This is a genomic window from Planotetraspora mira, assembly GCF_016863275.1.
Taxonomy (GTDB): Bacteria; Actinomycetota; Actinomycetes; order Streptosporangiales; family Streptosporangiaceae; genus Planotetraspora; species Planotetraspora mira.
Window position 1 is genome coordinate 263,016 of record NZ_BOOO01000008.1, and the last position, 20,590, is coordinate 283,605.

A 20,590-nucleotide genomic window follows, 5' to 3' on the forward strand; every position below is an offset into this window, starting at 1 on the left:
AGATCAGGCCCATAATTCGACAACATCGACCGCACTGTCCTAATGCGGCCAATTTCCGCGGTGAATCTTCAACGCTGTCACCATGGGGGAATGAGAGGCCTGCCCGGGTGGCGACGCGTCGCGGTCCCGGTCGCAGCCGTGGCGGTCATCATCGCGATCAGCTACGCCCTGGCCGAGTTGTCCGAGTCGGACAAGGCCGCAAACTGGGCGCAACTCGCCAGCGTCGCCCTCGGCGTCCTGGCGCTGATCCCCCCGGTGGTCGGCACGTGGCGGGAGCGGCGGCCCGGCAGGACGAGCACCCCCGACCAGGTCGACCGGGCGGAGCAGGCGCTGCGGGTGCTCGTGCGCGCCCAGTGGCGTGAGGAGATCCTCATCCGCGAGCTCGACGAGCCGTCCCCGTTGCCGGTCCGCTGGCGGATCTCCGGCCTCGACGTCATGGACCAGGACGACCGGGTCGACCGGCCGAGGTTCCTCCGCTCCTGGTTCGGACTGGGCCGCGTGCGGTTCGACGGGCGCACCGACCGGATGCCGGAGATGGCCGGTCGTTTCCGCAAGCTCGCCCGGCGCCGTCTGGTGATTCTGGGCGAGCCGGGAATGGGCAAGACCACTTTGGCCGTGTTGCTGCTCAGGGAGCTCCTGGAGGATCCCCAGGCCGGCGACCCCGTTCCCGTGCTGCTGTCGATGTCGGGCTGGGATCCGGAGGCCGAGTCCGTGCACGCGTGGCTGGTCAGGCGGCTCCGCGAGAACTACTCCGCACTCCGGGCCCCCGACTTCGGGCCCGACGCCGCGCGCGGCCTCGTCGCGCACCGGCGCATCCTGCCGGTCCTCGACGGTCTGGACGAGTTGCCCGACAAGGTGCAGCCGAGGGTGATCACCGCGTTGAACGCGGCCCCGACCACGGAGGCGGTGATCCTTACCTGCCGCACGAGGGAGTACCTGACCGCCGTCAGCCTCCCGGGCGGCGACGTGCTCGCCGGTGGGGCCGTCATCGAGCCCCGTCCCGTCAAGAACGCCGATGTGATCGCGTACGTCCGCAACCGCCTGGCACCACGGCAGGCGGCCGACTGGACCGGCCTGCTGTCCGCCCTCAAGAACGATCCGGACGGACCCCTCGCCGACGCCCTGTCCACCCCGCTCGCGCTGTGGTTGCTGGGCAAGGTCTACATCGAGACCCACGCCGACCCCGCCGCGTTGTGCGACACCGCGCGCTTTCCGACGGCCGAGGCCGTCACCGAGCACCTTCTCGACAACCTCGTTCAGGCCACCTTCGCGGCGACTCCGCCCGACCACGACCCCGCCGACCCGCACGACCACGACCACCCGTTCCGGCCGCACCGCGCGTGGGACCCCGAGGACGCCAGACGCTGGCTGTCCTTCGTCGCCCATCACATGTCCGCGACCGGCACCCGGGACTTCCGGTGGTGGCACCTGCACCGCGCCGTGTCCCGGCGCTGGAGCACCCTGGTCGGCGGCGTGACCGTGGGACTCACGGTCGGCCTGACGGTCGGGCTGACCAGCGACGCCATCGTCGCCCTCCGGAGCCCGCACGAGGGCAGCCTGTGGAACGCACTCCTGTTCGGCCTCGCCGGAGGTCCCGTGGGCGGACTGGTGGGCGGTCTCACCGGCGGGTTCATCCTGGAGCGGCTGAAGGGCTCCACGCTCGAGCCGGCCTACGCGAACCTGCGGCTGGGCGGCCATCTCCGGCGGCTCGCCGGGCAGCTCACACTGGGGTTGGTCCTCGTGCTGCCCGTCGGCATGCTCGCCGCATTCGCGTTGTGGCGCGTCGCCGGCATCAGCTCGGAGGTCGGGGACTTCATCTTCTTCGGACTGGTCGTCGGGACCGTCGGAGGGCTCACCCTCGGCCTCAACCGGTGGGTGACGACCCCGCTGACGAGCGACCGGCCGCAGGCCCCGCTGATCACCCTGCGGCGCGATCTCCAGCTGGTGTACGGACGGTCGCTGACCTTCGGGCTGGCGCTCGGTCTCGCCTTCGGAATCGCCGGAACGCTGGTGAACGGGTTCTCCGGGCTTCTGCGGGGAGTCGAGGCCGGGGTCGCCTTCGGGATCGCGGGCGGGGTGGTCTTCACGCTCACCTTCGGGTTCACCGGCGCCAGCTCGATCTACTTCGTCGCCGTGTCGATGCTCCGCCTCCGGGGCCGGACGCCGCGGCGGCTGATGAGCCTCCTGGAGGACGCCCACCGGATGGGCCTGCTCCGCCAGGCGGGCCCGGTCTACCAGTTCCGCCACGCCAAGCTTCAGGATCGCCTCGCTCAGCTCCACCAGCGGTACGGCACGGCCGGGAACGCTCCGGCCTCGCCCCACGACACCCGGGAGGTCGAGAGGTCATGAACGATCCGGTTCCCGATCGGCGCGTGCCGTTCGACGTGACCGCCTACGAGCTGCGCGCCCGGCAGGGTCCCTGCTTCATCTGTTCCCTCGTCGCCGGCGACTCCGGCTACCGGCACGAGGTGGTCTACGAGGACGAGCGGCACATCGCGTTCCTCGACCGCCATCCCACGATGGTCGGCAAGACGCTGGTGGCGCCCAAGCCCCACATCGAGCACGTCGTCCGCGACCTCGACGACCGGGACTACCTGGCGCTGATGGCGCTCGTCCGCCGCGTCGCCCTCGCGGTCGAGGCGAGCGTCCCCACCGAGCGCACCTACCTGTTGTCGCTCGGCAGCGGGCAGGGCAACGCGCACCTGCACTGGCACGTCGCGCCGCTCCCGCCGGGCGTCCCGTACGGCCGGCAGCAGCACTACGCGCTGATGACCGAGAACGGAGTCGTCTCGCAGACGCCCGAGCGTGCCGCCGAGGTGGCCGCCCGCATCCGGGCGCACCTGGACGGGGGCTGACCGTCCTGGACGGGGGCTGACCGTCAGCGCATCGCGACGGCGAGTTCGACGAACTCGCCGATCAGCGGATTGTGACGGGCCGGCACCCAGGCGAGTGCCACCTCGTTCGGCGGTATGTCGAGGATGGGCACGCAGACCACATCGGGCCGCTGGTAATAGGTGGCCGTCGACTCGGGCAGGATGCTGAACCCACGACCTGCCGCGACGTGCTCGAGCTTCTCCTCCACGCTGCGCGTCTCCGCGACGGGCGTCTCCCCGCGTTCCCGCTGCCGCCTGGCCACCCGGCCCCACTCCGGCACCGAGTCGGGATGTTGCAGCAGGTGTTCGTCGGCGAGATCGGCGATGTTCACCGACGTCTCGCCGGCGAGCCGATGATCGGTGGGGAGGACGGCCATCCGCCGTTCGCCGAAGAGCGGACGCAGCTCGAGCCCGGCGGAGTCGACCGGCAGCCGCACGTAGCCGACGTCCACCCGGCCGTCGTGCAGCACGCTCACCTGGTCATTCCAGTTCGTGCGCAGCACCTCGACCGTGAGCCCGGGATGCGCCTCGCCCAGCGCCCGGACCGGACCGGTGACGGTGAGGCCGGGCATGAAGCCGACGGTGAACGTGTCGACGGCCCGAGCCGCCTGGGCGACCCGGCGGCGCAGCGCCTCCGCGCCGGCCAGCACCAGCTCCGCCTCGGTGACCAGCTGCTCCCCCGCCGGCGTCAGCCTCGTGCGGCGCTTGTCCCGTACGAACAGCTGCGCGTCCAGCTCCTTTTCGAGGGCCTGGATCTGCCGTGACAGGACGGGCTGGGCGATGTGCAGCCGTTCGGCGGCCCGGCCGAAGTTCAGCTCCTCGGCGACCGCCACGAAGTAGCGCAGCTTTCGCAGGTCGACATCCGCGTGTGCCATACCTTCAGGGTATTACCTGCCCGGATATAGGTCTTGGACGGCAACCGCCCTTCGGCATCACAGTTGACCTCGTAGAACGCGTCTTCGCACGCGTCCACGGCGGGATCCGGCCGGTCCGCCGATCCATCTTCCGGATGCCATCTGAAGGAGCAGGAAATGAAGGTCTTCGTCACCGGGGCCTCCGGCTACATCGGCCAGGCCGTCGTCCGCGCGCTGACCGAACACGGGCACACCGTCACCGCGCTCGCGCGGGGCGACGCCGCCGCACGAATCGTGACCGCCCTCGGGGCCGAGGTCATCCCCGGCGGACTCACCGACCTCGACGTCCTGCGCGGCGCCGCGGCCGGGGCGGACGGCGTCATTCATCTCGCCCAGCACCAGGGCCCCGACGTGGCCGAAGTGGATCTGGCCGCGGCCACCGCGATGCAGGACGGCGCCGGCGACCGGCCGTACGTGCACACCGGAGGCGTCTGGATCTACGGCGAAACCGACGGCCTCGCCGACGAGGACGCCCCGCTGTCACCGCCTCCGGTCGTCGCCTGGAGGCTGGACAACGAGAGGCGGGTCCTCGCTCGTGCGGCCGAAGGCGGCAGGCCGGTGCTCGTGATGCCGGGCGTCGTGTGGGGCGGGGCGAGCGGGCTGATCGAGGCGTTCTTCACCGGCCCCGCCCGGGACGACGGCGAGGTCCGTTACATCGGGGACGGCTCGAACCGGTGGGCGCTCGTGCACGTCGACGACATCGCCGAGTTGTACGTACTGGCCCTCGGGGCCGAGGCCGGCACGCGATACGCGGGCGTCGGCGACGAGACGCCGACCGTGCTGGAGATCGCCCACGCCGTCAGTGCGGCGGCCGGGCACCCGGGGAAGGTCGCCTCCGTCACGCTCGCGCGGGCTCGGGAGCAGATGGGCCCGATCGCCGACGCGTTCGCGCTCGACCAGCGGTTCAGCTCCGCCCGGGCCCGCACGGAACTCGGCTGGAAGCCCGTCCCGCGCGACGTGCTGGCAGAGCTGTCCGGCCACTGAGGTGATCTCAGCGAAATAGTTCGGACAATCGGGATTTCTTGGACGCCACCGCCAGACCTTCCGGGCTTTTCAGGACGAATTTCCGAAAGCCCGGAACAGGCGTGCGCGGCCGCCATCCTTGGCGGCACCCCATCCAGGCCGCGTCGGAGAGCATTTGGACGCGGGACCTCGCGAGCGGGCACGACGACGCCTCACGTCACGGGTGCTGACGTGGTGAAACTCGACCTGGTGCTCCTCGGCGAGTCCGTGCCCGGCCCACCAACGATCATTAGAAATCGGAGCATTAACGCAAAATAGCTTAAATCGGAAATAAAATGAGTTGCGCTGCAATAACGATGGAACGATTCACCGGCAGGGCCGTCTTTCACTCCCTTACATTCGCGCTGACCGATGGGGCGGCCGAATAGCCGTGGACGACGCGAGCCATGCGGCGCGACACGAATTCCCCGTTCTCGGTATCCGCGACACATCGCATCAAAGGTGCGACACCACGAACGAGAACGGACGCCCGCAATGGCAGGAAAAGCCCCAACTGACAAGCTCATCGGCCAGGGGCCCGAGGTTCAGGTCGCCCGGATCAGCGCACGCAGCGCGATCATCACCGCCCTGATCTCGGTGATAGGCACCATCGTGGTGGCGGTCATCGGTGTCCGGTTCGCACCGAGCGAGGTCTCGCAGGCCATCGTCCCCAACGCCGCGGTCACGCACACGGCGACCGTGACGGTCACCGCGACGCCGACGGCCACCGTGACGGTCACCCCGTCCTCCGCCGGCGCGACCCCTGCGATCGACACCGGCGAGGGATCCGCTCTCGCCTACACGGACGCCGTGGCTCACCAGGACTGCTCCGTGCCGAACCGCGGCCGGAACCCGTGGTTCGACCAGTCGGTCTCGCTCGACAGCAGCGGCACCCAACTGCCGGCGCTCACCTGCAGAATCGCCTGGACGGGCGCAACGACCGGATACGTCGACTATCTCGTGCCCGCTGGGGCGCACGAGTTCTCGGCCCAGGCCGGCATCGACCGGAAGTCGCCGAACACGACGGCCGTGGTCCGGTTCGACGTCCTCTCCGTGGACGGCACGAAGCTGACCTCCGCCACCGCGACGTACCAGAACCCAGAACCGATCAAGGTGCCGGTCGCCGGGGGAAGCCGCGTTCGCCTTCAGGTGACGCTGGTCCGCAGCACCGAGGAACTCGACTCGAGCCACTTCGTCCGCGTCGCGTGGGCGTCCCCGGCCTTCGCCTGACGAGACGCCGGCCCGGCTCGGCACACGGGCGGGCTCGGGCGGGCCCACTCGGACGGGCCCACTCGGGCACGCTCACTCGGGCAGGCGCGCGAAGGCACGGACGGGGATCGTGCCGAACTTCTCGATGCGCAGCGGCACGGCGGTGAACCGGGCGCCCGTGGGCGGGAGGTGCCCGAGACCGGTCAGGTGCTCGACGACGGGAATGCCGGCGGCGAGCAGCAGCGTGTGGGCGGGCCGTTCGAGGTCGGCGACGTCGTCGATGTTGATCGCGTCGATGCCGACCAGCGCGGCGCCCCGGTCGACGAGGTGGGCGGCCCCGTCCCGGGTGAGGAAGTGCGGGTCCTCCGCGTAGCCCGGTGTGCCGAACCGGGCGTCGCCGCCGGTGTGCAGGAGCACGGCCTTCCCGTGGACGTCCAGTCCGGCCAGCGCGCCGACGCCGATGCCGTCCCGGTGGTCGTCCGTCACCCTGACGACGACCGCCGGGAGGTCCACGGTCGCCTCCAGCGGAATCGATGCGAGATCCGCCCCGCCGCCATAGCGGTGGTACGGCGCGTCGAGATAGGTCCCGGTGTTGCCGACCAGAGTGAGCCTGTCGATGGCGAACTCGGTGCCGGGAGCGTACAGCTCACGCGAGGACTCCCTGGTCAGATGGGCGTCGATCTCCGGAGCGGGAAGCCCGGGATAGGTCACCATGCCGGCGCGGATGACATGGCCGAGCTCGACGAACCGGCCGCCCGCCCTCGCCGGCCCGGCCTGCCGATCCGACGGCCCTCCCCGGGTGCCCTTGTGCTGTTCGGCGAAGATCTCGACGTTGGCGAGCTCGACCTTGTCGGTCATCAGCAGACCGAGTGAGGCGACGAAGAGGGCGGCGATCTCGCCGTGGCCGACGTCCGGGCCCGGGACGTCCACCCGGAAGCCGTGCACGGTCAGATCGCCGCCGTTGCCGAAGGTGATGGCGGCGTCGAAGGAGGCGCGATGTTCGGTCATGAGGGTCAGACCTACCACGAGAGCACGAACGTGTCGCCTGGCCGACGGCGCCCTCAACCAAGTCGTTTGTAACGTTTGGGCGGTTCGGTCCACTTCCTGCTGTGAACGCAAAATAGGACTTCGGCCAATAACAGGATGACCCGTGCACGGCTTCGGCCGGCCCGCAGGCCGGTCGAAGCCCGCGGGTCCCAGTGATCATCGAGGGGACCACCGAAAGAACGTGACCATGACTCAGTTTTCCGTGATCGACACCTGGACGCCCATGACCGCCGCCGAGCGGGAGCAGTTCGAACAGGACGGCTACCTGGTCATCCCCGGTGCGCTCAGCTCTGAAGAAGTCGATCACTATCAGGGCGCGATCCAGCGCGCCTACATGCACTCACCCGAAGGCGCCGCGGGCGTCGCCCTGCACCAACTGAGCGCCGCCACCCATTGCAGCGAGCTGACCGGGCTTCTGGATCACCCGGCCGTCTTCCCCTACGTGTGGTCCCTCCTCGGCTGGAACGTGCACGTCTACCACTCGCATTTCGATGTGCATCCGATGTTGCGCAAGCCGAGGCCGTTCCGCTGGGAGTGGCACCAGGACGGCGGCAGGCAGAACCGGGAGATCGAGGTGAATCCCCGGCCGAGACTGTCGGTGAAGCTGGCCTTCTGGCTCTCGGACGTCTCCCGCCCCGGACGGGGCAACCTGACCGTTCTGCCCGGCAGCCACAAGACCGACTGGCTTCCCGGTCCGCCCAGGCGCGACCTGTCGCATCCTCGGCCGGCAGGAGCGGTGGAGGTCACCGTCAATCCCGGAGACGTGCTGTTGTTCGACCGCAGGCTGTGGCACGCGCGGTCGGACAACTATTCGGACTTCACCCGGATGGTCGCCTTCTTCGGCTACACCTACCGCTGGATCACCATCCGTGACGAGGTGGCCGACCTGCCCCGCCAGAACTGGTTCGACACGCTCAACCCGATTCAGCGGCAGCTTCTCGGCCACGCCGGCGACGGTTCCGGCGACCACAACTGGGGCCATTTCCCGGAGACGACACCGCTTTACGGCGCACTCGCGGAACAGGGTCTGCTCGACCCCGCCTACCCGCCCCTCATCCCCTGACGAGCCTCCGCGGTTCCCTGCCCCGGAGGTCCCCCTCGTCAGGAGAGAGCAGGCCCGTCCCCAGCGGGCCTGCTCTCGTGTTTCCGTGTTTTCGTGTTTTCGTGCGGGAGCGCCTTTCACACGACGATGTCGAGGCTCTCGACCGCGCGGGCGACCGTCCGCTCAAACATGACATCGGACGGCAGGAATGGGCGGTAGCGTCACCGGTGCTCCCCCGACGAAAGAGGCGATGCCATGCGATACGTGGCACTGTTGCGCGGAATCAACGTCAATCCACGTAGCCGGGTGGCCATGGCCGACCTCCGCGCGCTGCTCGAGGGGCTCGGATACACGGAGGTGCGCACCCACCTGCAGAGTGGGAACGCCCTGTTCACCGGTGACGAGGAGCCGCCTGAGCAGGTCGCCGCCTCCATCGAGCGGCGGATCGCCGGCGAACTGGGCATGGAGGTGCCCGTCATCGTCCGGACCGCCGAGGAACTGCGCGCGGTGGTCGCGGACAATCCCCTGGACGTGCGGGAGCCGGCCAAGTTCGCGGTGGTGTTCCTGGCCGAGCCACCCGACAGGGAGATGCTGGAGGGCATCGACCCGGCGAGCTACGCCCCGGAGGAGATGCGCGTCGGCCGACGCGAGCTCTACATGTACTTCCCCGACGGCCTCCGGCGCCCGAAGTTGCCGCCCCTGCTGGAGAAGCGGTCGTCGATGATCGCCACGATGCGCAACTGGAACACCGTCACCAAGCTCCTCACCCTGGCAGAGGACTGAGCGCGCGCTCCATTTCTCCTGATAAATCACACCTTGATATCGCATGTCCGCAGACCGATCTAAGTGACCGACCTTCCGGTGTACCTTGATCAACCGGCGGCCGCGGGCGGGTGGATCATGCCCTGCCGTACAGGTCGGGCATGATGGAGAGGAACCCCCCTTGTCGCAACCGTCTGAGTCGCGGCCGTTGATGTCGCGTCCGTCGACGTCGCGCTCGTTGATGTCGCGTTCGATCCGGTCGGTGTCGTCGAGACGCGGACGGCTGCTGCGCGCCTCCGCCACCGGTTTGGTGCTGGTGGTCGCCGCCGGCGCGACCATGAGCGGTTCGGCCACGGCGGCGGAGGAGGACTACCTGAGGTGCCCGCGCGGGTACTTCTGCCTGTTCACCGGCATCGAGGGCAAGGGGGGCATCTACAAGTACCGGACCTCGCAGTCCGACTTAGGTGCTCCGGGCCGCAACGCTCTGTCCTGGATCAACCGGACCAACAACTTCGCGTGCCTGTGGCCCGAGAAGAACTACACGCTGAAGCCGACGTTCAACGGCCCCGTCCCCATCACCGACAACCCGGCGGAGGTGAACGGCGACACCACGTCGTCTTCGATGTTGAGGATGTACCGCCATCACGTCGGGTCGGTGACCCTGGCACCCACCCGGCACGAATGCGAATGGCGCAAGCAGTACATCGACTGGAGCCGGGTGCAGGACAGCCCGCCGGGCACGCCGAAGCCGTTCGGCTCCTTCCTCGGCAACGGCCAGAGCCAGGTACTGATGCGCTCCGCGCAGGGCCGGCTGTGGGTGCTCCCGGGCGACTTCAGCAAGCCGCCCAACCTCGGAACCCGCCTGAGCGGCATGACCGTGCTCGTCAGGCACGGGGACTACACCGGCGACGGCCGCGAGGACATCATCGCCCGCGACAAGGCCGGCGTCCTGTGGCTCTACCCCGGCAACGGAAAGTACGCCCTCGGCGCACGCAAGCTGCTCGCCTACGGCTGGAACAACAAGACCGCCATCGCCGCCGTCGGCGACATCACCGGCGACAGGAAGAACGACCTGATGGCCCGCGACAAGGCCGGGGCCCTGTGGCTCTACCCCGGCACCGGCAAGGGCGGCTTCGGCGCGCGCACCAAGGTCGCCAGCGGCTGGAACACCATGACGGCCCTTCTCGGGCCGGGAGACCTCAGCGGCGACGGCAAGGACGACATCGTCGGCCGCGACAACGCCGGAGCCCTGTGGCTCTACCCCGGCACCGGCAAGGGCGGCTTCGGCAAGCGCGTCCGGCTCGTCACCGGCGTCTCGCGGACCTGGAAGCTCTTCGCTCCCGGCGACGTCAACGGCGACGGGAAGAACGACATCTACGCCGTGGACCCGCTCGAGGCCGGCCACGGCGAGCTGCTCCTCTTCTCGGGGACCGGCAAGGGCGTCAGGCGCGACCCTGTCTACTACGACGTGATTTACAACATGGACTCCAGGGAGGTCTTCTTCTGATCCGAGGGCGTGAACGGGCGCGCGCGGACCATGGGTCCGGGGAGCGGCCCCGCCGCATGAACGGGGTGGCTCCATGAATTCCCGGAGCCACCCCGTTCACTCACGATGCGCGATCACACCCTTCGGGTGACCGCACGGACGGCCTCAGCCGGCGCGCAGTTGCTCGGCGAGGGTCGTCCGGACGTCGCAGTTGCGCAGCGCGAACGAGTCGGCCAGGGCGATCAGCTCGTCGTCGTCCAGCCCGCGGAACAGCTCGGCGTACTCGTAGGCCAGAGGCTGGGCGACCGTGAGGTTCAGGATGAGCGTCCTGACCCAGTCGAACCGCCCCCACGGGTACGGATCGAAGTCGGGGAACTCACGCGCGATCATGTCCTGGAACGGCTTGGTCACCTCGATGATTCCGTTCCCGTCGCTGCCCCAGTTGTCGGCGCCGAGCCGGTTCTTCTTCGCCACGAAGTCACCGAAGCGCTTCATGTACGGAGAGTCGGGGCGGACCATGGCCACGCCCTGCCGTCCGAGGTCCTTGTACATCCAGCTCGACCAGCCGGCCCCGTCGCGGCGGTAGATCTCGAGTTGGTCCTCGAGGACCTGCCGGCGCATGGCGTCCTTGCGCTCGTCCCCGGTGTAGATCGGAGCGAACTCCCCCACCCAGATCGGGGTCCCGGTGCGGCGGCTGTACTCGGTGCGCTGGAGGTACTTGGCCTCAAGCGCCGCCTTGTCGTAGTACTTGCCGTCGGTGATGCCGGGGTAGTCGCCGCCGTTGCCCATGCCGGGGGCGGCGTAGTCGTGACAGACGTAGACGGTGTTGTCCCATTCGGCGTCGAAGACGTCGAACTCGGTCGAGTAGGTGTTGCCGTCGAGGAACAGGATGTGGCGGTCGTCGATCGCGCGGATGGCCTCGACCAGGCGGGTGTAGAACGGCCCGACCACCTTGCGCGACTCGTCCGCGGGCTCGTTGATCGGGTTGTAGCCCGCCACCCACGGGTTGTCCTTGTAGTGCTCGGCGATGCGCTCCCAGATGGTCACCACTCGGTCCTGGAAGTGGGGGTGGTCGAAGAAGGCGGGCCGGTGGGTGGGGTTGTCCGAGTGCCAGTGGTGGTTCTGCGAGCCCGGCAGCGCGTGCAGGTCGATGACCGAGTAGATCCCCTGCCGCGCGCAGGCCTCGATGGCCCGGTCGAGGTGGCGGAAGCCGTCCTCCTTGAACTCGAACGGCCTGGCGTCGTCCTCGAAGTGCCGGTAGTTGACCGGGAGCCGGACACAGTTCATGCCCAGGTCGGCCAGCAGCTTCGCGTCGTCCTCGCCGAAGAACGCGGTCAGCAGCCGCTCGAAGAACAGGTCGTACTTCTCGTCCCCGAGGACCTCGCGGACCGTGCTGCGCATCAGTGATTCGTTGGCGGAGTAGCCGGTGATGAAGTTCTCCATGTTCAGCCAGCCGCCGACGGCGACTCCCCGCAGGCGTACGGGGGTGCCCGTCTGGTCGACGATTTCCCGGCCTGCCGTACGGAGGAAGGCCGTGCTGTCCGACGTCATGTGTTCTGTTCCTCAAATCTGAAAACGCGGTGAATCACACGGTGGTATCGGGGGGTGCGCGACGCCTACTTCAGCGCGCCGGCCGCCAGACCGCGCTCGAAGAGGCGCTGCAGGCACAGGTAGGCCACGATCTCCGGGATCGCGGTGATGACCGCACTGGCCAGGACCTTGGTCTGGTCGTTGCTGAACTGGCTGACGAAGAACTGCGGCAGCAATGTGATCGTCTGCTTGGCCGGGTCCTGGATGAGCACCAACGGCAGCAGGTAGTCGTTCCAGGATCCGATCAATGTGAGGACGACGATCGCCGCGGCGATCGGACGGGTCATCGGAACGACGATGTAGCGGAACGCGGTGAAGATGTTGGCGCCGTCGACCCGCGCCGCGTCGAAGAGCGAGTCGGGGACGCCGTCGATGAACTTCCTGGCCAGCAGGACCGCGAAGGGGATCTGGAGCGCGGCCAGCGGCAACACCACCGCCCAGTACGTGTCGTACACGCCGATGCTGAGGGTCGTCGCGAACAGCGGGGTGAGCAGCACGACCTCGGGCAGGGTGAGGGCGGCCAGGATCATCCAGAAGTAGACCTCCTTGCCGCGGATGTGCAGCTTGGAGAACCCGAAGGCCGCGAACATCGTGAGGACGTAGACGATCAGAATCGTCGAGGCCGAGACGATGACGCTGTTCCTGAAGAACGTCCCCACGGTGCCGACGGCGAACACGGCCTGGTAGTTGCCGATCCCCTTACCCGCCAGCGACCCCTGGACCATGACCACCAGGGGGAACAGGTAGGGGATGATCATCAGGGTGACGAGGAGCTGAAGCAGCAGCTTGGTGGACAGACGGCGCGCTTCAAACACTGGATTCACCGTCCTTACGGTTGGCGCGGGCCGCGACGGTGATCGCGCCGAGCAACGCCAGGATGAGCAACAAGATCGACAGGGCCGCCCCATAGCCGACGTGGGCCGACGGGATGCTGATCCGGTAGATGTAGGTCCCGAGGAACTCCGTGCTGTAGTTCGGCCCGCCGATGGTCACCAGGTACGGAACGTCGAAGGTCTTCAGCGCCCCGATCACACCGAGCATCGCCAGGGCGACCGTCGTCCCCCGCACACCGGGCCAGACGATGCTCATCAGGACGCGGAGGTTGCTCGCCCCGTCGGTGCGCGCGGCCTCGAGCGTCTCGGGATCGATCTGCCCCATCGCGGCGAAGTAGAGCACGAACGTGAGACCGGTGAACTGCCAGACGGTGATGAACATGATCACCGGCATCGCGGTGCTCGACTGTGCCAGCCAGGGCTGGGACAGAAAACCGAGACCGATGTGGTCCAGGGCCCAGTTCAGCTGGCCGTCCGCGGCGAACATCTGCCGGAACACCGGCGCCATCGTCGCCGGCGCGAGGACCACCGGCGTGAACACGAGGACCTTGTAGACGGCGCCCAGCTTGATCTTCGAGTGCAGCAGCGCCGCGAACACGAACCCGATGGCGGTCTGCACGGTGAAGGTCACGATGAAGAAGACCACCGTGTGCCAGATGGCCTTCCAGAAGATGGGGTCCTGGAGGATCTGGCTGTAGTTGCCGAACCCGACCGACGTGGGGGTGGGGCTCGTGCCGTCCCAGTCGAGTGTCGAGAGGTAGCCGGTCTCGATGATGCAGTAATAGAGCAGACCGACCACGAAGACGAACGCCGGCATGATCCACGGCAGGCCCGAGGGCCTCCCGCCCCTCTTCCGGGAACGATCCGGAAGAGGGGCGGGCGATGGACGGCGCGCCCCGGTCTTCTGCGAGGTGATGGAAGTCATGAGTCTCCCTGCGCGTATGGGATGAGACGGGCCGTCTGCGGCTCTACTTGATCTTCTCGGCGGTGCTCTGCAGAGTCGCGGCGGCCTGCTCGGGGGTGGCCTGTCCCGCCGCCACCGTGGTCGAAGCCACACCGATGGCGGTCTGGAGGTCGGCGCTCACCGTCGACAGGCGCGGCTCGGCGGACTTGCCCGCGTCGCTGATCAGCTTCTCCAGCGCCGGGCGCTGCGCCTCCGGGTTGACCAGCTTGATCGAGTTCCAGTCCGGCTGAACGCTGACCAGGGCGGGGATGTCGTTCAGGATGTCGGCGACGGCCTGCTGTCCCGCCTCCGAGGTCCCGAGCCAGGTCGCGAAGGTGGTGGCGGCGGCGATGGACTTGGACTTCTTGTTCACGGCCAGGCCGAAGTCCGCGTCGCCGTAGAGTGACCCGACGTTACCGGTGCCCGCCAGGTCGGGGAACGCGATCGGGAGCTGGGTGAACGGCTTGGGGTCGCCGACGCCCGCGCCGGAGATCGCGGCGGTGCTGCCGTCGACGGTGGAGTACTGCATGTACCACGTGCCCATCATGACCATCGCGGCCTTGCCGGACATGAACTCGTTGTTGGCGTCCGGGTACTGCTGGGTGCCCAGTGCGCCCTCCTGCATGATCCCGTCGGTGAACAGGCCCTTCCAGAGGGTCAGCGCCTTGACGATCGTCGGGTCGGTCCACGGGACCTTCTTGTCCAGCGCCTGCGCCCACACGCCCGGCTTGACGTTGTTGCTGATCGCCTGCAGCGTGTCCTCGTTGAACGCGGTCTGGGCCGCGCCCTGGACGAAGCACTTGATCCCGTGGGTCTTGAAGGCCGCGCAGACCTGCTTCCACTCGTCGTTGTTCGTGGGCGGCTTCAGCCCGTACTTGTCGAACAGGTCCTGGTTGACCCAGACCGAACCGGCGAAGTTCGAGCCGACCGACAGGGCGGCGAGCTTGCCGTCGTTGGTCAGGCTGGACACTCCGATCGGGGCCAGCTTCGACTTCCAGTCCGTGCCGAGGAGCTTCTGGACGGCCGGGGCGAGGTCGACGGCGTTCACACCGTAGATCTCGACGGAGCCGTTGGCGGCGCCAGGCGCGACGTCGAAGACGTCCGGGCCGACCGACGAGGCCAGGGCCGGGCGGATCGCGGCGTCGTAGCCGTCGATGGTCAGCTTCTTATAGGTGACCTTGATATTCGGGTAGACCTTGTTGAACGCCTTGATGTAGGCCTCGGCGGGGGCTGAGTCGGGCGTCCACCCCCACCAGGTGATGTTGCCCGAGTCGGCCGAACCCTTGTCCGTGGTCTCGGTCGAAGCTCCGCCGGCGCATCCGGCGAGCGCCAGCACCGCGGCCGTGAACACGGCTGCGGCTCCGGGGAGGCGGCGCTTCCAGATTCGCGAGGATCCCAGCATGTGATCTCTCCTTGCACGTGACTCGCACGCACTGGTCGTGTCGACGTCGCGCCGTCCTCCACTACATGGGGACGGCCATGACGGCCTGTGCTCACGTATGAGCACGGGGGTCCCGCTCACACGCGGCGACGATGTCGGCACGGGGTCGCGGGACAGGGCGTGCGTCCTCCCCTCGGCCGGGATCACCGGCCGACGAAAGCTGCACTGCTCACGGATACCGAAAGTTTCGGAAAGTCTTCTGGTGAGAGAAAAACACCGGCCCGGCGACAGTGTCAATAACTTCGGCCGAATTTGTTTCCGTTCAGTTACGTGGGGCGGGCCCTGCGGCCTATCGCCGGCGGCGTCCCCGCGGACGCCCGGAACGGTCATGTCGAGATCATCGGTGCGGTATCCGCAGGTAATCACCGGATGAAGCCACACCGCAGGCGCCCCGGAACACCGTGCGGGCCGGTGCCGGAGCGTGCCGACGGACCTCGTTACGGCCCCAATTCGGACATTCCGGTATTCATGCCGTGTGCAGCTTACCTGTCGAACGTTCTACAGGCCCCCCACCAGGCGGTGCTACCGTTAGAGAAACTTTCGACAGCACAGGCTCAGCGCGTGAAGAGGTGTCGTGGCGACCGAGCAGGGGACGAGGACACATAAGCGGGCAGCAGCGGGAACTCCCCGTGGCGCCGACGCCGACCGGGTGACCATCGCGATGGTCGCGCGTGAGGCGGGCGTGTCCGCGCCGACGGTGAGCAAGGTGCTCAACGGCCGGGAAGCCGTCGGCCCCGAGACCCGCCGCCGGGTCCAGGACGCGCTGATCTCGACGGGCTACCAGCGCAGGGCCAGATCCGAGACGGGAAAGGTCGGCCTGGTCGACTTCGTCATCACCGAGCTGGACACGGCCTGGGCCTGTGAGCTGCTGCGCGGCGCCGAGCAGGAGGCCTACCGGCTGGGCGCCAGCCTGGTGCTGACCGTGACACACGACCGGCAGGCCCAGCCCCGCGAATGGCTCAAGACGATCGCCTCCCGGCCCACCGACGGCGTGGTCCTGGTGGTCACGAACACCCGGCAGGTGGCCGCGGAGACGCTGCGCCCGATCGACACCCCCTTCGTCGTCATCGACCAGGTCGGCGGATACGACCGCGACGTTCCGACCATCGGCGCCACCAACTGGGCCGGCGGGTTCGCCGCCACCGAGCATCTGGCCGATCTCGGCCATCGCCGTATCGGAGTGATCACCGGACCGGAGGACGTCCGGTGCAGCCTGGAACGCCTCGACGGCTACCGCGCCGCGCTCGGGCGAGCGGGGCTGCCGCTCGACGAGAGCCTGGTGCGGCAGGGCGACTTCTACGCCGAGGGAGGCAGGCGGGCCGCGCTCGAGCTGCTCGACCTGCCGGAACCGCCCACCGCCATCTTCGCCGGCTCCGACCAGCAGGCGGCCGGCGTGTACGACGCGGCCCACTCCAGGGGGCTGCGCATCCCCGAGGATCTCAGCGTCGTCGGGTTCGACGACACCGAGGTCTGCGAATGGATGTTCCCCCGGCTCACCACCATCCGGCAGCCCCTCGCCCAGATGGCCGTGCTGGCCATCCGCAACGTGCTGGAGACCACGCACACCCCCGGCGAGCAGCCGCTGCACCTCGAGCTGTCCACCAGCCTGGTGGAGAGGAACAGCACCGCGCCGTGGAAGGGGCGCGCCGCCCGCCGCCGGGTCTGACGGCCCGCCGAACACCGCGGCCCCGCGCCGCGGCGGTCACATGACCGACGGTCACGTGAGCGGCGTTCCGAGAACGTCACGCCAGGAGTACAGCGGGACGTATCCCAGCTCGTCACGGGCCTTCTCGCTGCTCAGCAGGCTCTCGTGGCCGTCCAGTGGGCGGCGGGCCCGCACCTCGGGGAAGACCTCCGCGGCCAGTTCGGCGGAGGGCCGGTCCATCAGCGTGTCCCCGGCGGCGATGACGTAGGACGGGGCGCCGGTGACCTCGGCGAGCAGCGCCCGCCGGCACGCCTGGGCGACGTCGCGCACGTCGACGTACCCCCACAGGTTGAAGACCCTGGTCAGCGGGTCGGCCCAGTAGGACGGGATCTTCGGGTAGTCGGCGGCGTCGTGGACGTTCGACAGCCGCAGCCCGATGATCGGGATGCCCGACCACGCGGCGATGTGCTCGGCCAGTGTCTCCCCGACGACCTTCGACAGCGCGTAGGCCGAAGTGGGATGGGGGTAGTGATCCTCGTCCACGGGCAGGTACCGCGGCGGAGCGGCCGCGCCGAACGGGAATCCCAGCGTGGTCTCGCTCGACGTCCACACCACCCGGCCCACCCCGAGTTTGGCCGCGGCGAGGAAGACGTTGCTGTTCATCGCGGTGTTCGCGGTGAACGTCCGCGCGTCGGTGACGAAACCGGGTGCGGGGATCGCCGCGAGGTGGACGACGGCGTCGACCCCGGTCAGCGCGTCCACCGTGTCGCCGAAGTCCGTCAGGTCGGCGCGCAGCAACGGCGCGCCCAGGTCCGCCAGCTCGCCTCGGTCGCCGGGCGTGCCCGCCACGTCGACCGCGCGCACCTCGTGTCCGTGGGCGAGCAGGTCCTGGACCACGGCGCGCCCCGTCTTGCCGCTCGCGCCCGTCACCGTGATGTTCACAGGTCGGCCTCACTCTCACGTGTCGTTCCGGCGGGAGGAGACCGCGCCGGCCAGGCGATGCGAAAGTTTATAGAAAGTTGTTAAGCGGCCGACACGGTGGCCCGCTCCCAGCGGCGGACGGCGACGTCCCACCCCTGAGGGGCTGCCGTCCGCCTGCCCGGCGCTCGGGGCCGGATACCGGAATCATCCGCTCTACCAGGAAAAACAATCGCGGAGTATCGTTGGCTCAAGTCCGTCGCCCGGGCGCCCGGCGACCTCTGCCGGGTCGGCTCCCGATCGGTCTCACCCGACCGGAAATGATCATAGATCAGGTGCCCTGACGGGCGAAGATGTCGCTGTGTCAGCTTTCGCAGGCTGCTTCACCCTTGACGTTCGTCAACCGATCGTTCTACGTTGTCACTGCGGACCTTAAGTTTCATAGTTTTTCCGAAAGTTTTCGGCTTCCTGCTTTCGTGCACGTCCCGCCGTGGCGCCCGGACATCCGGTCGACCGCCCGGCGCTGAAAGGAACCCCTCTTGCCTCTTGTGCAGATCGACCTCGACCGTTCCCTCGCCGAACGGCTGGGCGAGCAGATCAGTGACGGCATCCACCAGGCCCTGGTCGACGGCCTCGGCATGGACCCGACCGACAAGTTCCAGATCTTCCGCACCCACGCGCCGGAAGAGATCGTCTTCGATCCGGGCTACAACGGCGTCGACCGGCGACAGTTGATCAGCATCCAGATCCTGATGGTGCACATGTACGACGTGACCACCAAGTACGCGATGTTCGACCAGATCGCCAAGCGACTGGGAGACATCGGCATCCGCTCGGACGACCTGCTCATCAGCATCGTGGAGAACGGCTTCGAAGACTGGTACGCCGGCAAGTCCCGCAGCTGATCGCATCCTGCCCATCCCTGAATCCAAGATCCGGAGTCCTGCAGTGAAGGTTCTCTACATCGGCGGCACCGGCACGATCAGCTCGTCGTGTGTCGCGGAGTCGGTGCGTCAGGGACAGGACGTCCACGTCCTGAACCGCGGCCGCACCGCCGGTCGCCGGCCACTCCCTGCCGGGGTCACGACGATCGAAGGCGACGTCCAGGACCCGGAGTCGATGCGCCGGGCCCTCGACGGCACGACGTTCGACTCCGTGGTCAACTTCCTCAGCTTCGGTTCCAAGGACGCCTCGGCGGCCGTGGAACTGCTGGAGGGCCGGACGAACCAGTACATCCACATCAGCAGCGCCTCGATCTACCACAAGCCGGTACGGCAGGTGCCGTTCGTGGAGTCGACCACCCGGCGCAACCCCTACCTGGCGTACGCCCGGGAGAAGATCGCCGCCGAGGACGTCCTGCGGCACGCGTACGAGGAGCGGGAGTTCCCCGTCACGATCGTGCGGCCGTCGCACACCTACGACGACGCCCATCCCCCGCTTCCCGGCGACTGGACGGCGTGGGACCGGATCGTGCGCGGCGACGAACTGGTCGTCCCCGGTGACGGCACCAGCCTGTGGACCCTGACGCACGCGAGTGATCTCGCCGTCGGCCTCGTCGGCCTGATCGGCAACTGGCAGGCCGTCGGCGAGGACTTCCACATCACCTCCAACGAGGCGCTGAGCTGGAACGAGATCTACGACATCATCGGCCGCACGGCCGGGACGCCGGCCCGTCTCCTCCACCTGCCGTCGGAGCTCCTGCCGGTCGTGGCCCCGGACTGGTTCTGGTCGGATCTGATCGTCGGCGACCTGCAGCACAGCGCCGTGTTCGACAACACCAAGATCAAGCGGTTCGTCCCGTCGTTCCAGCCGAAGGTCACCTGGTCGGAAGGCGTACGGCGGCTGCTCAGCTGGCGGTCCGCCCACCTCGAGGAGACCCGCCCCGACGCCGAGACCGACGCGGTGCTCGCGCGGCTCGTCGAAGGCCACCGTCTGGCGGCGGCGGCTCTGGCGCCGCTGGCGCCGTGATGGCGGAGTCCCCTATCGGGTCGGCGGGCGGAGACCTGGAGGCGCGGCCCTGGCTGGACGTCTCAGGTGTCCACTGTGAGGGCGTCGTGTGGGACGACGCCCTCGGTCGGGTGCGCTTCGTCGACATCCCCCGCGGGCGGGTGTTCGACGCGGACGTCGACACGGATCTCGACACGGCCGACGTCAGGTGGTTCGACCTGCCGGCGCCGGTCACCGCCGTGCACCCCACGACCGACCCGGCGACCGTCGTCGTCGCGGACGGCGAGGGCATCGCGCTGGCCTCGCGGGACGGTCTGGCCGTACGGCTGGCCGCCCCGCTGGCAGGACGGCCGCGCATCCGCATGAACGACGCCGGCGTCGATCCCGCGGGGCGGTACTTCGCCGGAAGCATGGCCTACGACCTGGAGCCGGGCGCGGCGAGCCTCTACCGCCTCGACGCCGACCGCTCCCTGCACACGGTGCTCACCGACGTCACGATCAGCAACGGCGTGGACTGGTCGCCCGACGCGACCCTGTGCTACTTCGTGGACAGCCCGCTGCGTCGCATCGACGTGTTCGACTACGACGTGACGACGGGCGCGCTGTCGAACCGGCGCGTGTTCGCCGACACCTCCTCCGTCCCCGGGATGCCCGACGGGCTGACGGTGGACGCCGAAGGCGCCGTGTGGGCGGCCTTCTGGGGCGGATCGCGCGTCTGCCGATTCGGCCCCGACGGCCGGATCGAGCGCACGGTCACCCTTCCGGTCTCGCAGGTGACGTCGTGCTGCTTCGCCGGTAAGGACCTGGACCAGCTCATCATCAGCACCTCCACCGAGGACCTCTCCCCCGACGACCTGCGGCGTCAGCCCCTGGCAGGCATGATCTTCCGGGCCGAGCCCGGCTGCCGCGGCCGCCGCACGACCGAATTCGTGATCTGA

Annotated in this window: 18 protein-coding genes; 11 read left to right on the forward strand and 7 right to left on the reverse strand. The window is 68.6% G+C overall.

The genetic code is table 11. The features are described 5' to 3' along the window. Window positions 1-90: 90 nt before the first annotated feature. Both Pmi06nite_RS08495 and Pmi06nite_RS08500 read left to right on the forward strand, forming a co-directional pair. Complete coding sequence (locus Pmi06nite_RS08495; protein WP_203952336.1) at window positions 91-2,349, forward strand: NACHT domain-containing protein; 2,259 nt, start codon at window positions 91-93, stop codon at window positions 2,347-2,349. Next, complete coding sequence (locus Pmi06nite_RS08500; protein ID WP_203952337.1) at window positions 2,346-2,855, forward strand: HIT family protein; 510 nt, start codon at window positions 2,346-2,348, stop codon at window positions 2,853-2,855. Before Pmi06nite_RS08495 ends, Pmi06nite_RS08500 begins: the two co-directional genes overlap by 4 nt. A gap of 23 nt (window positions 2,856-2,878) precedes the next feature. Here Pmi06nite_RS08500 and Pmi06nite_RS08505 read toward each other — a convergent pair whose 3' ends face one another. Continuing rightward, window positions 2,879-3,748 carry a LysR family transcriptional regulator gene (locus Pmi06nite_RS08505; protein ID WP_203952338.1) on the reverse strand — a complete coding sequence of 290 codons (870 nt, stop codon included), beginning with the start codon at window positions 3,746-3,748 and terminating at the stop codon, window positions 2,879-2,881. Between the two features lie 156 nt (window positions 3,749-3,904). Between Pmi06nite_RS08505 and Pmi06nite_RS08510 the strand changes: the two genes are divergently transcribed. Both Pmi06nite_RS08510 and Pmi06nite_RS08515 read left to right on the forward strand, forming a co-directional pair. Then, window positions 3,905-4,771, forward strand: a complete 867-nt coding sequence (locus Pmi06nite_RS08510; RefSeq protein WP_203952339.1) for an NAD-dependent epimerase/dehydratase family protein — start codon at window positions 3,905-3,907, stop codon at window positions 4,769-4,771. Between the two features lie 513 nt (window positions 4,772-5,284). Next, entirely contained in the window at window positions 5,285-6,019 is a 735-nt protein-coding gene (locus Pmi06nite_RS08515) for an NPCBM/NEW2 domain-containing protein (protein ID WP_203952340.1), read from the forward strand. A 72-nt stretch (window positions 6,020-6,091) separates the two neighbouring features. On the opposite strand, the gene Pmi06nite_RS08520 is transcribed toward Pmi06nite_RS08515, so the two are convergent. Beyond that, window positions 6,092-7,006, reverse strand: coding sequence for a cyclase family protein (locus Pmi06nite_RS08520; protein WP_308442485.1), 915 nt, complete (start codon window positions 7,004-7,006; stop codon window positions 6,092-6,094). Window positions 7,007-7,232: 226 nt separating this feature from the next. Between Pmi06nite_RS08520 and Pmi06nite_RS08525 the strand changes: the two genes are divergently transcribed. The 3 genes from Pmi06nite_RS08525 (at window position 7,233) to Pmi06nite_RS08535 (ending at window position 10,356) form a co-directional block, all read left to right on the forward strand. After that, entirely contained in the window at window positions 7,233-8,108 is an 876-nt protein-coding gene (locus tag Pmi06nite_RS08525; protein WP_203952341.1) for a phytanoyl-CoA dioxygenase family protein, read from the forward strand. A gap of 234 nt (window positions 8,109-8,342) precedes the next feature. Beyond that, entirely contained in the window at window positions 8,343-8,870 is a 528-nt protein-coding gene (locus Pmi06nite_RS08530) for a DUF1697 domain-containing protein (RefSeq protein ID WP_203952342.1), read from the forward strand. Between the two features lie 241 nt (window positions 8,871-9,111). Further along, window positions 9,112-10,356: an FG-GAP-like repeat-containing protein gene (locus Pmi06nite_RS08535; protein WP_203952343.1), complete on the forward strand. Its 1,245-nt coding sequence runs from the start codon at window positions 9,112-9,114 to the stop codon at window positions 10,354-10,356. 144 nt (window positions 10,357-10,500) lie between these two features. Here Pmi06nite_RS08535 and Pmi06nite_RS08540 read toward each other — a convergent pair whose 3' ends face one another. The 4 genes from Pmi06nite_RS08540 to Pmi06nite_RS08555 all read right to left on the reverse strand — a co-directional run bounded on the left by Pmi06nite_RS08540 (window position 10,501) and on the right by Pmi06nite_RS08555 (window position 15,103). After that, a complete protein-coding gene (locus Pmi06nite_RS08540; protein WP_203952344.1) occupies window positions 10,501-11,886 on the reverse strand; it encodes a glycoside hydrolase family 5 protein in 1,386 nt (461 codons plus the stop codon). 65 nt (window positions 11,887-11,951) lie between these two features. Beyond that, entirely contained in the window at window positions 11,952-12,749 is a 798-nt protein-coding gene (locus Pmi06nite_RS08545) for a carbohydrate ABC transporter permease (protein ID WP_203952345.1), read from the reverse strand. Further along, the gene (locus Pmi06nite_RS08550) at window positions 12,733-13,683 is read right to left on the reverse strand and encodes a carbohydrate ABC transporter permease (protein ID WP_203952346.1); all 951 of its coding nucleotides are present in this window, start codon (window positions 13,681-13,683) and stop codon (window positions 12,733-12,735) included. The genes Pmi06nite_RS08545 and Pmi06nite_RS08550 overlap by 17 nt, the downstream gene beginning before the upstream one ends. 43 nt (window positions 13,684-13,726) lie before the next feature. Beyond that, a complete protein-coding gene (locus Pmi06nite_RS08555; protein ID WP_203952347.1) occupies window positions 13,727-15,103 on the reverse strand; it encodes an ABC transporter substrate-binding protein in 1,377 nt (458 codons plus the stop codon). 613 nt (window positions 15,104-15,716) lie between these two features. On the opposite strand from Pmi06nite_RS08555, the gene Pmi06nite_RS08560 reads away from it, so the two are divergent. Next, complete coding sequence (locus Pmi06nite_RS08560; RefSeq protein ID WP_239113758.1) at window positions 15,717-16,808, forward strand: LacI family DNA-binding transcriptional regulator; 1,092 nt, start codon at window positions 15,717-15,719, stop codon at window positions 16,806-16,808. Between the two features lie 51 nt (window positions 16,809-16,859). On the opposite strand, the gene Pmi06nite_RS08565 is transcribed toward Pmi06nite_RS08560, so the two are convergent. Beyond that, the gene (locus Pmi06nite_RS08565; RefSeq protein WP_203952348.1) at window positions 16,860-17,729 is read right to left on the reverse strand and encodes an NAD-dependent epimerase/dehydratase family protein; all 870 of its coding nucleotides are present in this window, start codon (window positions 17,727-17,729) and stop codon (window positions 16,860-16,862) included. Between the two features lie 524 nt (window positions 17,730-18,253). On the opposite strand from Pmi06nite_RS08565, the gene Pmi06nite_RS08570 reads away from it, so the two are divergent. Genes Pmi06nite_RS08570 through Pmi06nite_RS08580 form a run of 3 tightly spaced genes read left to right on the forward strand, consistent with a single transcriptional unit; the run spans window position 18,254 to window position 20,590 of the window. Beyond that, on the forward strand, window positions 18,254-18,610 hold the full coding sequence (locus Pmi06nite_RS08570) for a tautomerase family protein (protein ID WP_239113763.1): 357 nt from the start codon (window positions 18,254-18,256) through the stop codon (window positions 18,608-18,610). 43 nt (window positions 18,611-18,653) lie between these two features. Further along, window positions 18,654-19,673, forward strand: coding sequence for an NAD-dependent epimerase/dehydratase family protein (locus tag Pmi06nite_RS08575; RefSeq protein ID WP_203952350.1), 1,020 nt, complete (start codon window positions 18,654-18,656; stop codon window positions 19,671-19,673). Continuing rightward, window positions 19,673-20,590: an SMP-30/gluconolactonase/LRE family protein gene (locus Pmi06nite_RS08580; RefSeq protein WP_203952351.1), complete on the forward strand. Its 918-nt coding sequence runs from the start codon at window positions 19,673-19,675 to the stop codon at window positions 20,588-20,590. Before Pmi06nite_RS08575 ends, Pmi06nite_RS08580 begins: the two co-directional genes overlap by 1 nt.

Bases quoted from the DNA above. Each gene is read 5' to 3' on its own strand.
- Pmi06nite_RS08495 (WP_203952336.1), top strand. From the start codon at position 91: ATGAGAGGCCTGCCCGGGTGGCGACGCGTCGCGGTCCCGGTCGCAGCC.
- Pmi06nite_RS08500 (WP_203952337.1), top strand. From the start codon at position 2,346: ATGAACGATCCGGTTCCCGATCGGCGCGTGCCGTTCGACGTGACCGCC.
- Pmi06nite_RS08505 (WP_203952338.1), bottom strand. From the start codon at position 3,748: ATGGCACACGCGGATGTCGACCTGCGAAAGCTGCGCTACTTCGTGGCG.
- Pmi06nite_RS08510 (WP_203952339.1), top strand. From the start codon at position 3,905: ATGAAGGTCTTCGTCACCGGGGCCTCCGGCTACATCGGCCAGGCCGTC.
- Pmi06nite_RS08515 (WP_203952340.1), top strand. From the start codon at position 5,285: ATGGCAGGAAAAGCCCCAACTGACAAGCTCATCGGCCAGGGGCCCGAG.
- Pmi06nite_RS08520 (WP_308442485.1), bottom strand. From the start codon at position 7,006: ATGACCGAACATCGCGCCTCCTTCGACGCCGCCATCACCTTCGGCAAC.
- Pmi06nite_RS08525 (WP_203952341.1), top strand. From the start codon at position 7,233: ATGACTCAGTTTTCCGTGATCGACACCTGGACGCCCATGACCGCCGCC.
- Pmi06nite_RS08530 (WP_203952342.1), top strand. From the start codon at position 8,343: ATGCGATACGTGGCACTGTTGCGCGGAATCAACGTCAATCCACGTAGC.
- Pmi06nite_RS08540 (WP_203952344.1), bottom strand. From the start codon at position 11,886: ATGACGTCGGACAGCACGGCCTTCCTCCGTACGGCAGGCCGGGAAATC.
- Pmi06nite_RS08550 (WP_203952346.1), bottom strand. From the start codon at position 13,683: ATGACTTCCATCACCTCGCAGAAGACCGGGGCGCGCCGTCCATCGCCC.
- Pmi06nite_RS08555 (WP_203952347.1), bottom strand. From the start codon at position 15,103: ATGCTGGGATCCTCGCGAATCTGGAAGCGCCGCCTCCCCGGAGCCGCA.
- Pmi06nite_RS08580 (WP_203952351.1), top strand. From the start codon at position 19,673: ATGGCGGAGTCCCCTATCGGGTCGGCGGGCGGAGACCTGGAGGCGCGG.